The sequence below is a fragment of the Lutibacter sp. genome, assembly GCF_033723435.1.
In the GTDB taxonomy this organism is placed as follows: Bacteria; Bacteroidota; Bacteroidia; order Flavobacteriales; family Flavobacteriaceae; genus Lutibacter.
In genome coordinates, this window is record NZ_JAWVXC010000002.1 from 565418 (window position 1) to 579732 (window position 14315).

14 protein-coding genes and 1 tRNA gene are annotated in these 14315 nt (G+C 29.5%); 11 read left to right on the plus strand and 4 right to left on the minus strand.

Annotation, left to right across the window (positions count from 1 at the left end):
* Positions 1-157: 157 nt before the first annotated feature.
* The 3 genes from R3342_RS05645 to R3342_RS05655 form a co-directional block, all read right to left on the minus strand.
* Entirely contained in the window at positions 158-592 is a 435-nt protein-coding gene (locus R3342_RS05645; protein ID WP_318938803.1) for an Hsp20/alpha crystallin family protein, read from the minus strand.
* Positions 593-814: 222 nt separating this feature from the next.
* A tRNA-Pro gene (locus R3342_RS05650) sits at positions 815-889 on the minus strand.
* Positions 890-937: 48 nt separating this feature from the next.
* Complete coding sequence (locus R3342_RS05655; RefSeq protein WP_318938804.1) at positions 938-1276, minus strand: thioredoxin family protein; 339 nt, start codon at positions 1274-1276, stop codon at positions 938-940.
* A gap of 54 nt (positions 1277-1330) precedes the next feature.
* On the opposite strand from R3342_RS05655, the gene R3342_RS05660 reads away from it, so the two are divergent.
* The 11 genes from R3342_RS05660 (at position 1331) to trpA (ending at position 13656) form a co-directional block, all read left to right on the plus strand.
* Positions 1331-2755: an aldehyde dehydrogenase family protein gene (locus R3342_RS05660; RefSeq protein WP_318938806.1), complete on the plus strand. Its 1425-nt coding sequence runs from the start codon at positions 1331-1333 to the stop codon at positions 2753-2755.
* A 10-nt stretch (positions 2756-2765) separates the two neighbouring features.
* On the plus strand, positions 2766-4355 hold the full coding sequence (locus tag R3342_RS05665) for a GMC family oxidoreductase (protein WP_318938808.1): 1590 nt from the start codon (positions 2766-2768) through the stop codon (positions 4353-4355).
* 111 nt (positions 4356-4466) lie between these two features.
* The gene (trxB, locus tag R3342_RS05670) at positions 4467-5414 is read left to right on the plus strand and encodes a thioredoxin-disulfide reductase (protein ID WP_318938810.1); all 948 of its coding nucleotides are present in this window, start codon (positions 4467-4469) and stop codon (positions 5412-5414) included.
* Between the two features lie 134 nt (positions 5415-5548).
* The gene (locus R3342_RS05675; RefSeq protein WP_318938811.1) at positions 5549-7132 is read left to right on the plus strand and encodes an aspartate:alanine exchanger family transporter; all 1584 of its coding nucleotides are present in this window, start codon (positions 5549-5551) and stop codon (positions 7130-7132) included.
* A gap of 197 nt (positions 7133-7329) precedes the next feature.
* Positions 7330-8721, plus strand: a complete 1392-nt coding sequence (locus R3342_RS05680) for an anthranilate synthase component I family protein (protein ID WP_318938813.1) — start codon at positions 7330-7332, stop codon at positions 8719-8721.
* Positions 8722-8727: 6 nt separating this feature from the next.
* Complete coding sequence (locus tag R3342_RS05685) at positions 8728-9303, plus strand: aminodeoxychorismate/anthranilate synthase component II (RefSeq protein ID WP_318938816.1); 576 nt, start codon at positions 8728-8730, stop codon at positions 9301-9303.
* Positions 9303-10292 (plus strand): anthranilate phosphoribosyltransferase, encoded by a 990-nt coding sequence (gene trpD / locus R3342_RS05690; RefSeq protein WP_318938817.1) that lies wholly within the window; start codon positions 9303-9305, stop codon positions 10290-10292. Before R3342_RS05685 ends, trpD begins: the two co-directional genes overlap by 1 nt.
* Before the next feature lie 26 nt (positions 10293-10318).
* Positions 10319-11101 carry an indole-3-glycerol phosphate synthase TrpC gene (trpC, locus tag R3342_RS05695; protein WP_318938819.1) on the plus strand — a complete coding sequence of 261 codons (783 nt, stop codon included), beginning with the start codon at positions 10319-10321 and terminating at the stop codon, positions 11099-11101.
* A gap of 5 nt (positions 11102-11106) precedes the next feature.
* Entirely contained in the window at positions 11107-11715 is a 609-nt protein-coding gene (locus R3342_RS05700) for a phosphoribosylanthranilate isomerase (RefSeq protein ID WP_318938821.1), read from the plus strand.
* The gene (gene trpB / locus R3342_RS05705) at positions 11712-12896 is read left to right on the plus strand and encodes a tryptophan synthase subunit beta (protein WP_318938823.1); all 1185 of its coding nucleotides are present in this window, start codon (positions 11712-11714) and stop codon (positions 12894-12896) included. The genes R3342_RS05700 and trpB overlap by 4 nt, the downstream gene beginning before the upstream one ends.
* A complete protein-coding gene (gene trpA / locus R3342_RS05710) occupies positions 12889-13656 on the plus strand; it encodes a tryptophan synthase subunit alpha (RefSeq protein WP_318938825.1) in 768 nt (255 codons plus the stop codon). Before trpB ends, trpA begins: the two co-directional genes overlap by 8 nt.
* On the opposite strand, the gene R3342_RS05715 is transcribed toward trpA, so the two are convergent.
* Positions 13653-14315 (minus strand): uracil-DNA glycosylase family protein, encoded by a 663-nt coding sequence (locus R3342_RS05715; RefSeq protein ID WP_318938827.1) that lies wholly within the window; start codon positions 14313-14315, stop codon positions 13653-13655. The genes trpA and R3342_RS05715 overlap by 4 nt on opposite strands.

Consider the following 14315-nt stretch of genomic DNA (forward strand, 5'->3'; position numbering starts at 1 on the left):
TGAAATACTATTAATTACATAGGTTTTTAGTCTTTTTATTTTTGTTGCTTAACAGAAAATTTAAGGTAAATTCGAATAAAGGATAGTATCAAAAAACACAATGAGTTTTAATTAGTACTAGTTAAAACTCATTGTGTTTTTTGAAATTTACTATTTACTATGAAATTTCAATTACTTTTGGTTTGTGTTTTTTAGCTTCTTCTTTTTTTGCTAAGCGGAATTTGAGTATCCCATTTTCATAATTAGCTTTTACTTTTTCATCCATTACACTTTCAGGAAGTTCTAAAGATCTTTCAAAAGAGTTGTAGCTAAATTCTTTTCGAGTATAGTTTTCATCAGCTTCTTCTTTTGTTTCTTCTTTTTTTGCTGAAATGTTTAAACATCCATCATCAATGGTAACAATGAAATCTTTTTTTGAAAATCCAGGAGCTGCTAACTCAATTTCAAAGGCATCATTTTTTTCTTTGATGTTTAATGCTGGTTCATCGATTTTTTTTAACCAGAACCTATCATTAAATAGATTGTCTGAGTTAAAAAAATCAGAAGGAATTAAATTTTCCCACGGAGTTTTTTTAAATTTTACTAGTGACATAATATTATGATTTAAATTAAACTTAATTACGAAACCAATATAGTTTCAAGCAATAGTATTTAAAATGATATGGCTCAATTTTGTAAGTGTAAAGTATTGATTTAAATCATATTAGTAGAACTATAAAAATATCAAAAAAATACAGTTATTGATAAAGTAAATAGAGTAGAAAATAATTAAAAAAATAAAATCCTTTTCAAAAAATATTGAAAAGGATTTTTGTCGGGGTGGCAGGATTCGAACCTGCGACCTCCGCGTCCCAAACGCGGCGCGATAACCGGGCTACGCTACACCCCGAATATTTCGGACTGCAAATATAAAACTAAAAAAGCATTTTACAAGTAATTATTCAAAAATTAATTTATATGGTCGAGCTATTAATTTTTCTAACTCATAAATGCCTATATTTCTACTTTTTCGGATAGTTTCTTTGCCATCAAAATAAACTATTATAGTAGGTTCAACAAAAGCACTACATTTTGCAGCTACTTCTGGAGCAAAATTAATATCAACAGTATAAAATTTTAGTTTGGGAAAATTAGAATTAAGTAAGTTTTTAATTTTTGGCTCTAATGATTCTCCTACATTGCAAGAAATGGTGTTAAAATATAACAATACTGCAATTTCTGATTTCAAAATTTCTTCAAGTCTGTTTAAAGAATTAATTGTTTGGTTATCCTTCATAATTTAAATAAAATAAAGTGTAAATTTACGTTAATTAAAAGATTATTCAAGTAAATGGAAGCAATAAAGGACACCTTAAGTTTTAACGAAATTCAAACCCTATTTAATAATCAAAAAGGAAACCAGTTTAAGGTTGCTAATAGATCAATTGTAGAAAGAAAGAAAAAACTAAAGCAATTAAAAACGGCTATTGAGGTTACTTTTAGAGACGAAATTAGAACAGCATTATACAATGATTTTAAAAAACATCCTTCAGAATCAGATTTAACTGAAATTTATCCAATTACAGGTGAAATTAAACATACTTTAAATAGTTTAAAAAAATGGACAGGAAGAAAGCGTGTGTCTACACCATTAGCTTTTTTAGGTGCATCTTCTCATATTCAATACGAACCAAAAGGAGTTTGTCTTATAATATCTCCATGGAATTTTCCTTTTAATCTTACTTTCGGACCATTAGTTTCAGCTATTGCAGCAGGAAATACTGTTATATTAAAGCCTTCGGAACATACAGTTAATTCTTCGCACCTTATCAAAAAAATAGTAAAATCTATTTTTAGCGAAGATGAAGTTGTTGTTATTGAGGGAGCTGTTGAAACATCAAAACATTTATTATCGCTTCCTTTTAATCACATTTTTTTTACTGGATCGCCAAATGTTGGGAAAATAGTTATGGCAGCAGCTGCTAAAAACTTAACATCAGTTACTTTAGAATTAGGTGGAAAATCACCAACTATTATTGATGAAACAGCTAATATTGATAATGCTGCTAAAAGAATAGTTTGGGGGAAATTTATAAACGCAGGTCAAATTTGTATTGCTCCAGATTATATTTTAGTACATGAAAATATAAAAGAAGAATTAGTGAAAGCATTTCAAAAATATTTAAAAGTATTTTTTGGAGATGATATTACTAGATCAGAAGCATTTCCAAGAATTGTAAATAAATCACATACTAAACGAATTTTAAATTTAATTGAAGATTCAAAAAGTAAAGGAGCTGAAATAGCCTTTGGAGGAATTAGTTCTGTTGATGATAAATATATACAACCAACACTTATTACAAATGTCTCTTTAGATTCCGAAATTATGGAACAAGAAATATTTGGACCAGTGTTGCCAATTATCAGTTTTAAAAATGTTGAAGAAGTAATTAATCATGTTAATAGCAAAGAAAAACCATTAGCACTATATATTTACAGTAGTAAAAAAACAAATATTAACTATTTAATTAAAAATACTAGAGCAGGCGGAACTTGTGTAAACAGTAATGATATTCACTTTTTCAATAATAATCTTCCTTTTGGAGGCTCTAATAATAGTGGAATTGGAAAATCCCACGGATTTTTTGGCTTTCAAGCTTTTTCAAATGCCAGAAGTATTTATAACCAGCACGTACCAGGTGCACTAGAATTGTTAATGCCTCCATATAATAATTTTAAGCAAAAACTGATTGATTTAACTATTAAATGGTTTTAAAAATATTTTTATGAAAGAAATACAACAAGAGTACGATTATGTAGTTATTGGAAGTGGATTTGGAGGCGCAGTTTCTGCTTTGCGATTATCGGAAAAAGGATATAAAGTTTTAGTTATAGAAAAAGGGAAATGGTTTAAAAAAAAGGACTTTCCTAAATCTAATTGGAATCTGAAAAAATGGTTGTGGTTACCAACTTTTCGCTTTTTTGGAATTTTTAAAATGACCATGTTAAAAGATGTTACCATAATTAGCGGAACTGGAGTTGGGGGAGGATCATTAGTCTACGCAAACACTTTACCAAGACCACATAAAGATTTTTATAACCGAGGAAATTGGAAAGGTTTAGCAGATTGGGAAACAGAATTAAAACCATATTATGCAGAAGCAGAACGAATGTTAGGAGCTGCAAAAAATCCTAAATTATTTGATGCGGATAAGGCTCTGTTTGAAGTGGCAAAAATGTATAATAAAGAAAAAGAATTTGAACCAGCTAATGTTTCCGTATTTTTTGGCGAACCTGAGAAAGAAGTACCTGATCCATTTTTTAATGGAGAAGGTCCTAGTAGGGAAGGTTGCAGATTTTGTGGAGGTTGTATGACGGGTTGTAGGTACAATGCGAAAAATTCATTAGATAAAAATTACTTGTATTTAGCTCAAAAAAAAGGTGCAGAAATAAAAGCGGAAACCATAGTAAAAGATGTAATGACCATTGGAAAGGAAGATGGTTCAGATGGCTATTTAATAACGGTTAAAAGTTCAACTTCTTTACTAAAATCAAAAAAAACTATAAAAGCTAAAGGCGTTATTTTTTCAGGAGGAGTATTAGGAACAAACCGATTATTGTTGGATATGAAAAAGAAGAATCGATTACCTAATTTATCTAATGTTGTAGGAGATCATATAAGAACCAACAATGAAAATTTAGCAATGGTAGTAACCAAAAAATCAAATAAAGATTATTCTAAAGGAATAGCAATTGGTTCTATTTTTCCACCAAATGAAGATGGACATATTGAACCAGTTAGATATAGATCAGGTTCTGGTTTTTGGAAAATTTTTATTTTACCTATGGTTTTTAATAAAAAAGCAATGGTTAGAATTCCAAAATTAATTTTCAAAACCATTTTTAAACCTTGGATTTTAGGTCGAGCTTTATTTGCAAAAGATTTTGCAAAACAAACAGTTATACTTTTGTTTATGCAACATTTAGATAGTACTTTAAAACTAAAACGAGGTTGGTTTAATTTAAAAACATCTATGTCTTCCGGAGAAAAAGCAACTCCATTTATAAAAGGAGCAGATGAATTGGCAATAAAAACTGCAAAAATAATTGATGGAGAACCATTTATGGTAAAGATTGATTTAATTACTGGAGCGCCTTCTACAGCACACATTTTGGGAGGATCAGTTATTGGTAAAAATGCATTAGAAGGAGTAATTGATATAAATCAGAAAGTATTTGGATATAAAAACATGCTGGTTTGTGATGGCTCAGCCGTATCTGCTAATCCAGGGGTAAATCCTTCTTTAACAATTACGGCAATGACAGAAAGAGCAATGTCTTTTATACCTGAAAAAAAGAATAAGGAGGTAGTTTAAATAACTTATCATATATTTCTATAAAAGCATTATTAAAAATTATTATTAAACCAGTAAAATTCTAATAAAATGCCATAAATTTGTTATTCATAAAAAATAAAAATACAAGTTATGTCAGATACTATTGAAAGAATAAAATGTTTAATAATTGGATCAGGCCCAGCAGGATATACAGCTGCAATTTATGCTGCAAGAGCAGATTTAAAACCAGTGATGTATACCGGAATGCAAATGGGAGGCCAGTTAACAACTACTACAGAAGTAGATAATTTTCCAGGTTATCCAGAAGGAACAGATGGTAATGCAATGATGGAAGATTTGAAGAAACAAGCAGAACGTTTTGGAACTGAGGTTAGATTTGGAATGGTAACTAAAGTAGATTTTAGTACTAAAGTAGGTGGAATTCATAAAGTTACTATAGATGAATCTAAAGTTGTAGAAGCAGAAACGGTTATTATTTCTACAGGAGCAACTGCTAAATATTTAGGTTTAGAAAGTGAACAGCGTTTAATAGGAGGAGGAGTATCAGCTTGTGCAACTTGTGATGGATTCTTTTATAAAGGACAAGATGTTGTGGTAGTTGGAGCAGGAGATACTGCAGCAGAAGAAGCAACTTATTTAGCTAATATTTGTAAAAAAGTTACTGTATTAGTTCGTAAAGATTATATGAGAGCTTCCAAAGCTATGCAAAAAAGAGTTGAAAATACTCCTAATTTAGAAGTGAAATTCAACACAGAAATTGATGAAGTTTTAGGAGATAATGTAGTTACAGGTATTAGAGTATTTAACAATCAAACTAATGAAAAAGAAGTGATTGACGTTACAGGTGTTTTTGTTGCTATCGGTCATAAACCAAATACAGATATATTTAAAGGTGTTTTAGATATGGATGAAACAGGTTATTTAATTACCAAAGGAAAATCTACCAAAACTAATTTGCCTGGTGTTTTTGCAGCAGGAGATGTACAAGATAAAGAATACAGGCAAGCAGTTACAGCTGCAGGAACAGGCTGTATGGCAGCATTAGATGCAGAACGTTATTTAGGATCATTAGTTTAAATAATTAAATTAAGAATTTAAACCCAAGCGTTAGCTTGGGTTTTTTGTTTAAAAAGGAAACGTTTTCGTTATTTTTATAAATAATAAATTCATCACGTTAAATTAGTCCGTAATTTTGTTAAAAAATTATTAAAATGAGTTTATTTAGTAATAGTTACTTTGTCTTATTTTTAATTATTTTTATCGGTTTTATAATTGGTAGAATTAAAATTAAAGGAATTTCTTTAGACGTCTCAGCAGTAATATTTGTAGCACTTTTTTTTGGACATTATGGAGTAGTTGTTCCAAAAGATTTTCAATATTTAGGATTAGTACTTTTTATTTTTACGGTTGGAATCCAAGCCGGACCAAGTTTTTTTGAATCTTTTAAAAAAAATGGTCGTGAACTTGCATTATTAGCTGGTTTATTAGTGGTGAGTGCGGGTTTAATTACTTTTTTAGTTTATTATTTTGGCGGAGTTGATAAAAATTTATCTATAGGCTTACTAAGTGGCTCTTTAACAAGTACACCAGGTTTAGCGGTTGCTATTGATGTTACGGGTTCTTCTTTAGCTTCTATTGGATATGGTATTGGATATCCATTTGGAGTTATAGGAGTTATTATTTTTGTAAGTTTTTTACCTAAAATTTTAAGAGCTAATGTAAAAGAAGAAGAATATAAATATAAAGGCGAAATGGCTACCGAGTATCCCGAAATTTTGCAAAAGCATTTTATAGTAGAAAATGAAAACGTAATAGGTAAAAGTTTTAAGGAACTTAATGTGCGATTTATGACTAAAGCAGTTATATCTAGAGTGTTACAAAATAATATTGCATTTGTTCCAGAGCCAGAAACCATTTTTAGAAAAGGAGATTTAATAAAAGCAGTTGGTACGGAAGAAGCTTTAGAGCGCGTTAAATTATTAATAGGTCCAGAAACTAAAAAATCAATTTCATTAAGTTCTAATTTTGATGTAAAATCTCTGTTAGTTACTAATAAAGAGGTAGTTAAAAAATCACTAGGGCAACTTCATTTATTAAATAAATATCGCGCAACAGTTACTAGAATTAGAAGATCAGGAATAAACCTTTCTCCTAGTCCTTCTTCAAGATTACAATTTGGGGATAAAATAATGGTTATTTCTTCCAAAGAGAATATGCAAAAAGTAACCCGAATTTTTGGTAATGATGACAAACAATTATCTAATACAGACTTTTTACCAATTTCCTTTGGAATTATTTTAGGGATTTTAGTAGGAAAATTAAGTATTACGTTTGGTGATTTTTCTTTCAGTTTGGGGTTAACAGGAGGTATATTGTTACTTGCTTTAATATTAGGTAGAACAGGAAAAACAGGTCCAATTATGTGGACTATGACAGGTGCCGCTAACCAAATTTTAAGACAATTTGGGTTGCTTTTCTTTTTAGCTGCAGTAGGTACAAGTGCTGGATCAAGTTTAGAAGCTACTTTTGAAAATTATGGAATAGAATTATTTTTATATGGAGTACTTATAACGTTAATTCCTATGATAATTACCACAATTGTTGCTAAATATTTTTTAAAAATGAATTTGCTTACATTGTTGGGTACTTTAACTGGAAGTATGACAAGTACACCAGGTTTAGCAGCGGTAGATAATATGGTAGATACAGATGCTCCAGCGTTAGCATATGCAACGGTTTATCCAATTGCTATGGTATTATTAATAATTATAATACAAATTTTAAGTATAGTTTAGCAATAATTTTTTTAGCAATAATTTGTTCATTTAAAAATCTATGCTACATTTGTCATAAATAATGAAGATATATAATTTAAATATGAATTGGTGGTGGAACTCTCTTAAACAATAAGCGAGCAAGAACTACTATATTTATATAACACATATAACAAAAGGACTTATCGCGAGATAAGTCCTTTTTTATTTTAGAAAAAATGAAGAATTTAAAATTTAAAACGATATCAAAAAAACAATTGGCAGATACCATTACGCCAGTAGGAATGTATTCCAAAATTAGAGATAAGTATGCCAATAGTTTACTGTTAGAAAGTTCTGATTATCACAGTAAAGAAGAAAGTTTTACGTTTATTTGTGTAGAGCCAATTGTAACTTTAAAAGCAGATAAAAGTACTTTTTCGTATTATTATGGAAGTAAAAAACTGGATACAAAAAGTATTGATAATAACTTTTATGATATTTTTGAAATCTACAAAAAAACTATTTCTGTTACTTGTGATGAAACTATAAAATCGTTTAACGGATTTTACGGTTATATCGCTTATGACGCGATTCAATATTTTGAAAATATAAAGCTAAATGCTAAAAAAGCACCTTCAGAAATACCAGATTTTCAATTTAGTTTCTTTAAATTTATTATTGCAATTAATCATTTTAATGATGAATTAGTACTAATTGAAAATATTGAAGAAGGTGAAAAATCAAGAATTCAAGAAATTCAAACGTTAATAAATTCAAGAACATACGGTTTATACAAATTTCATAGTATTGGAGAAGAATCTTCTAATTGTGCCGACGAAGATTTTAAAAATAATGTAGCAAAAGCAAAAGAACATTGCAAACGAGGCGACGTTTTTCAATTAGTATTGTCGCGTCAATTTCAACAAAAATTCTCTGGTGATGATTTTAATGTATACAGAGCTTTACGTTCTATAAACCCATCGCCATATTTATTTTATTTTGATTATGGTAATTTTAAATTAATGGGTTCTTCCCCAGAAGCACAAATAAAAATTGATAAAGAAAAAGCTATTATTAATCCAATTGCAGGAACTTTTAGAAGAACTGGAGATATGGCACAAGATATTTTGTTAGGAGAGAAATTATCAAAAGATAAAAAAGAAAATTCTGAGCACGTAATGTTGGTAGATTTGGCGCGTAACGATTTAAGTAAACATGCAAGCAACGTACAAGTTGAGGTTTTTAAAGAAGTGCAATATTTTAGCCATGTTATTCATTTAGTGTCAACAGTTCAGGGAAAACCAAAAGGAAAAGCTATTGAAATAGTAGGAGATACTTTTCCGGCAGGTACTTTAAGTGGTGCGCCAAAATACAAAGCAATGGAATTAATTGATTCTTACGAAAATCAAACACGTGGTTTTTATGGAGGTGCGGTTGGTTTTATTGGTTTAGATAATTCGGTAAATTTGGCAATTGCAATTCGTTCCTTTGTAAGTAAAAACAATACTTTATTTTATCAGGCAGGAGCAGGAATTGTTATAAATTCTAGCGAAGAAGGAGAGTTACAAGAAGTGAATAATAAGTTAGCAGCTTTAAAAAAAGCATTAATCTTAGCAGAAAATATTTAAAAAAACATGAAGATTTTAGTCATAGATAATTACGATTCATTTACCTATAATTTGGTACATATGGTTGAAAATATTACAGGAGAATATCCAGCAGTATTTAGAAATGATGAAATAGAAATTGAAGCAATTAATGAATACGATTTAATTATTTTGTCTCCAGGTCCAGGTATTCCTGATGAGGCAGGAATTTTAAAAGAAGTTATTAAAACCTATGCAGCAACTAAACCAATTTTCGGTGTTTGTTTAGGTTTACAAGCCATAGCTGAAGTGTTTGGAGGATCGTTAGAAAATTTAGATTCTGTTTTTCACGGAGTTGCAACAACTATGAAAGTAACTAATTCTGATGCTATAATTTATAAAGATATTCCAGTCGAATTTGATGCAGCGCGTTATCATTCTTGGATTGCATCTTTAAAAGATTTTCCTTCCGAATTAGAAATAACTTCCGTAGATGAGTTTGGAGAAATCATGTCTTTACAGCATAAAAAATACAATATAAGCGCAGTGCAATACCACCCTGAATCTATTTTAACGCCTTTAGGAGAACAAATGGTTCGTAATTTTATAGAAGCAAATCAGTAATGAAAACAATATTAAATAAATTATTTGAGCAACAACGCTTAACAAAACAGGAAGCTAAAGAAGTATTGATTCAAATAGCAAATGAGCAATATAATTCTTCTCAAATGGCTTCATTTTTAACAGTTTTTATGATGCGACCAATTTCCGTTGAAGAATTGGCTGGTTTTAGAGAAGCGCTATTAGAATTGGCCGTAAAAATAGATTTGTCCGAATTTAATACCATTGATTTATGTGGAACAGGAGGTGATGGTAAAAATACATTTAATATTTCAACATTAACTTCATTTGTAGTTGCTGGTACAGGAAACAAAGTTGCAAAACATGGAAATTATGGCGTTTCTTCTGTAAGCGGCTCTTCAAATATGTTAGAGTATTTAGGCTATAAATTTACGAATGATGCATCTATTTTAAAAAGTCAAATAGATAAAGCTAATATTTGTTTTTTACACGCTCCATTATTTCACCCAGCAATGAAAGCTGTTGGACCTGTTCGTAAAGAATTAGGTTTAAAAACCTTTTTTAATATGTTAGGGCCTTTGGTAAATCCTAGTAATCCACAAAATCAATTGGTTGGAGTTTTTAATTTGGAAGTTGCACGAATTTATAATTATTTGTTGCAGGAAACATCTAAAAATTATGGCATTGTTTATAGTTTAGACGGTTATGATGAGATTTCATTAACAAGTGCTTTCAAATTATTTACTAAAGAAAACGAAGAGTTAATAACTCCTGAACAATTAGGATTGCAAATTTTAAAACAATCGGAAATTTTTGGTGGAGATTCTGTAGCGGAATCAGCTAAAATATTTGTTGCTATTTTAGATGGAAAAGGTACGGTAGCACAAAATAACGCAGTGTTAGCAAATGCAGCATTTGCACTAAAAATAATAGATAATAATAAAACATTTGAAAGCGCATTTGAAGAAGCTAAATCGTCATTATTAGGTTTAAAAGCAAAAGAAAGTTTAAAAAAATTAATTACTAATTAGTGATAATTAAAATTTGAAATTATACTATGAATATTTTAGATGAAATAATTGCACATAAAAAACAAGAAGTAGCAAAATTAAAGCAAGAAGTAGCAGTAGAAAAATTAGTAAAGAGTCCTAATTTTAATCGAACATCAATTTCATTAAAAAAGGCATTAACAGTTAAAAATTCTACAGGAATTATCGCTGAATTTAAAAGGAAATCACCTTCAAAGGGTATTATAAATGATAAAGTTGAGGTTATAGATGTAACACAAGGTTATTTAGACGCAAATGTTGCCGCACAATCCATTTTAACAGATACTCATTTTTTTGGAGGAACAGTTTTAGATTTAATTCAAGCAAGAACAGTAAATGAAATGACCCCTATTTTAAGGAAAGATTTTATTGTAGATGCATTTCAAATTGTGGAAGCTAAAGCTATTGGGGCAGATGCTATTTTGTTGATTGCAGCTTATTTAACAAAACAAGAACTTAAAAATTATGGAAAATTAGCTGAAGATTTAGGTTTAGAAGTTTTATATGAAGTTCACAATAAAGAGGAGCTAGATAAAATTGAACTAAATAATAAAATTATAGGAATTAATAATAGAAATTTAAAAACTTTTGAAGTGGATTTAGAACATTCTATTCAATTAGCAAATCAAATTCCCGATAGTTGTATTAAAGTTTCCGAAAGTGGATTAAGTAATCCAAGGGTAATAACAGGTTTAAAAGAATATGGTTTTCAAGGTTTTTTAATTGGAGAAAATTTTATGAAAACGGTAAATCCAGGTTTAAGTTGCCAAGCATTTATAAATCAATTATAATAAAAATGAAAATTAAAGTTTGTGGAATGCGTGATGCTGAAAATATTCAGAGCTTGTTAGCTTTGAAACCAGATTTTATTGGCTTTATATTTTACAATAAATCGAAGCGTTTTGTAGAAGGTTTTCCACAAGTTGATTTTCCTAAAGGAATTAAAAAAGTAGGTGTTTTTGTAAATGAAAATATAGATGTAATACTTGATAAAGTAAAAAAATACCAATTAAATGTTGTGCAATTACATGGCAATGAAACTCCTGAATACTGTGCTAAATTACATTATTATAAACTTGAAGTTATAAAGGCTTTTTCAGTAGATGAAAATTTTAATTTTAATTCAATATTAGCATATGAAAATAGTTGCAATTATTTTTTATTTGATACAAAAGGAACAAATTATGGTGGAAATGGTATAAAATTTAATTGGGAAATACTTCAAAAATACAGAGGAAATGTTCCGTTTTTATTAAGTGGAGGAATTTCCAAAAATGATGTGTCGGAAATTCAAAAAATAATGCATTCAGCTTTTGAAGGAGTGGATATAAACAGTGGTTTTGAAATTGAACCAGCGTTAAAAAATATAAATGAAATTAAAGAATTTAAAGAGAACTTAATATGAGTTATTTTGTAGATGAAAATGGTTATTATGGTAAGTTTGGAGGTGCTTTTATTCCAGAATTACTATATCCTAATGTAAAAGAATTAGAAGATAATTATTTAAAAATATTAGAATCAGATTCCTTTAAAAAAGAGTTTAAAAGTTTATTAAATAATTATGTAGGAAGACCAACTCCATTATATTTTGCAAGTAGATTATCTGAAAAGTATGGTGCAAAAATTTATTTAAAACGCGAAGATTTATGTCATACAGGAGCTCATAAAATTAATAATACCATCGGGCAAATATTAGTTGCAAAACAACTTGGTAAAAAACGAATTATTGCAGAAACCGGAGCAGGGCAGCACGGAGTTGCAACAGCTACAGTTTGTGCTTTAATGAACTTAGAATGTGTTGTTTTTATGGGTGAAGTTGATATTAAGCGTCAAGCTCCAAATGTTGCACGTATGAAAATGTTAGGAGCAAAAGTTGTTCCAGCTACAAGCGGAAGTAAAACGTTAAAGGATGCTACTAATGAAGCAATTCGTGATTGGATTGGAAACCCAGAAGACACCTATTATTTAATAGGCTCTGTTGTTGGTCCTCATCCATATCCTGATATGGTGGCTCGTTTGCAATCTATTATTAGTATGGAAATTAAAGAGCAATTATTGCTTCAAACAGGAAATGAAAATCCAGATACGGTAATAGCATGTGTTGGAGGAGGAAGTAATGCTGCTGGAGCTTTTTATCATTATTTAGATGAGGAAAGTGTCGAATTAATAGCAGTTGAAGCTGCTGGTTTAGGAGTTCATAGTGGAGAAACTGCAGCAACATCGAAATTGGGTGAAGTTGGTGTTTTACACGGAAGTAAAACCATTTTAATGCAAGATGAATTTGGTCAGGTTGTTGAACCGTATTCCATTTCAGCAGGATTAGATTATCCTGGAATTGGACCATTACATGCTTTTTTACACGAAAGCAAACGTGCTAAATTTATGAACGCAACCGATAATGAAGCTTTAAAAGCAGCTTATGAATTAACAAAAATAGAAGGAATAATTCCTGCATTAGAATCGGCTCATGCTTTAGCAGTTTTACCAAAAATGGAGTTAGAAAAAAGCCAGGTAATTGTAATTAACTTATCAGGAAGAGGAGATAAGGATTTAGAAACTTATATAACAAATTTAAAAGATGAGTAAATTAACTAGTTTATTTAAAACGAAACAGCATAATCTATGTTCTGTGTTTTTTACTGCAGGCTTTCCAAAGTTAAATGATACGGAAATAATAATTAAAAGTTTAGAAAATAATGGTGTAGATTTTTTAGAAGTTGGTTTACCATATTCTGATCCGTTAGCAGATGGACCAACTATTCAGCATAGTAGTTCAATTGCCTTGAAGAATGGAATTAATTTGGATATAATTTTCAATCAATTGGAATCTTTAAAAGATACTATTAAAATCCCTCTAATTTTAATGGGATATTTAAACCAAGTGATAAAATATGGAGAAGTTAAATTTTGTCAGCGATGTAAAGAATGTGGAATTGAAACTGTAATTATACCAGATTTACCTATGATTGAATACGATTCGCATTACCAACAATTATTTGCAAATTATGGTATTACCAATGTTTTTTTAATTACGCCACAAACTTCGGAAGAGCGAATTTTAAAAATCGATAAAATAACCAATGCTTTTATTTATGTTGTTGCTTCTTCCTCAATTACAGGTGCAAAAGGTGAAATATCTTCAAAACAAATAGCATATTTTGAACGAATTAAAAAAATGAATTTAAAAAGTACTTTAATTGCTGGTTTTGGAATTTCAAATAAAACTACATTTGATACTGCTTGTAAATATGTAAATGGAGCAATTATTGGTTCGGCTTTTATTAATTTTTTACAAGAGAATGGAACAGAAACTATTTCTAAATTTGTTGAAGATATCCTAAATTAATTTTTAAAATAAGCGCTATACTGTAAAACCCTAAAATCAAATGTGTTGAAATTAGGGTTTTGTTGTTTTAATAATTTATACTGATTATTACTACCAATAGCCCTATTTGCACTTCCTGACGGAGCAGTTAATGAAACAACTTTAATGTTTCTATTATCATTTATTTTAAATTGATGCACTTTTGGGGGTTTGTTAGAGATAGATGTAAGCGTAATTTTATTGGCTTTTAATAGTTTTCTTAAATGATATTCAGGTCCATTTTTACTATTTCCACCAGTTAATAAAAGAGTATCAATTTTTGGGAACTTAGTTAAATAAAAAAGCATATCTCTAAGCTGAATATTCTCCATGCCTAAATCGGAAGCATCTAATTTTTTTCGTTCACAGGATTCTACAATATCACAAATTCCTAATTGGTTCTTTATTAAAAAGTTTTTTCGTTGTTCAATAGCAAATTCGGTTGTTTCAAAATGCAAATTCAAATTAAATATAGTATCTAAAACTTTCCAAAGTAATCCATCAATACTTCCATAACAAAAATCTACATCTCCTTTTTTTAAATTTCCTATGGTAAATCGAGGAGGAGGTAAGGTGCCCACAATTAATTTAGTTGCATTTTCTGGAATAAATGGTTGATATGGATGCTTATGTTGAAACAA